1 protein-coding gene is annotated in these 1,102 nt (G+C 70.8%); it reads right to left on the bottom strand.

The genetic code is table 11. From position 1 onward, the window contains the following. Window positions 1-1,102 (bottom strand): AMP-binding protein (locus ACH4K4_RS38700; protein WP_398175086.1); only part of this gene is annotated, 1,102 nt, incomplete at both ends.

The raw sequence follows: 1,102 nt of genomic DNA, 5'->3' as shown, positions 1-1,102 counted from the left end.
GCATCCCCACCAACAAATTCACCAACGCACGCTGACCCACCACCACACCCTTCGGACGCCCCGTCGAACCCGACGTGAAAATCACATACGCCGGGCTCTCCGCGTAGCGGTTCGTCGTCGGCAGGCCGGCTTCGGGCAGGGTCTCCCAGGCGTCCCGGTCGATGAGCACCCGACCCGCGCCGTCCGGCAGCCGCTCCGCCAGTTCCTCGACGGTCACCGTCAGCGCCGGCTCCGCGTCTTCGAACATGGAGGCGATGCGGTCGGCCGGGTAAGCGGGATCGATCGGCAGATAGGCGGCACCGGTCTTGAGCACCGCCAGCAGAGCCACGACCAGGTCGGCCGACCTCGGCAGCATCACTCCGGCGAAGTCGCCAGGGCCCAGGCCCCGGTCCGCCAGGAGGCGGGCCAGGCTTCCGGCCCGCGCGTTCAGCTCCCCGTACGTCAGCGCCTCGCCTTCGAACTCCACCGCCACGGCATCCGGCGTACGCGCGACCTGCTCCTCGAAGAGCTCCGCCGGCCCGGCCTTCGGCACCGTGCGCGCCGTGTCGTTCCAGAGCTCCAGTACGTCGCGCCGCTCGTCCTCGCCGAGCACCTCCAGCGCGCCGACCGGCCGGTCCGGTCCGGCGACCGCGCCGCTCAGCACCCGCACCAGCCGCCCTGCCATCAGCTCGATGCTCTTCCGGTCGAACAGGTCGGTGGCGAACTCCACCCGCCCGGACAGGACCGGGGCGCCGCCGTCCTCGGCCATCCGCTCGTTGAAGCCGAAGAGCAGGTCGAACCGTGCCGTCTCGTGCGTAAGGCTCCCCACGTCGACAGTGAGTCCGGGGAGTTCGCCGATGGCGTCGAGGGCGGCGCGGTCGTCGATGTTGTTGAAGGAGAGCATCACCTGGAACAGCGGGTGCCGGGCCAGGGAGCGCGTCGGGTTGAGGACCTCCACCAGCCGCTCGAACGGCACGTCCTGGTGCGCGTACGCGGCGAGCGCGCCCTCGCGCACCCGGCCTACGACTTCCCGGAACGTCGGGTCGCCCGATACGTCCGTCCGCAACACCAGCGTGTTCACGAAGAACCCGACCAGCTCCTCGACGGCGTCGTCCGTACGGCC

Origin of the sequence: Streptomyces sp. NPDC017529 (genome assembly GCF_044329785.1) — a bacterium.
Lineage (GTDB): Bacteria > Actinomycetota > Actinomycetes > Streptomycetales > Streptomycetaceae > Streptomyces.
Note: the sequence above shows the minus strand (reverse complement) of the source record. Positions and strands in the feature narration are given on the sequence as shown.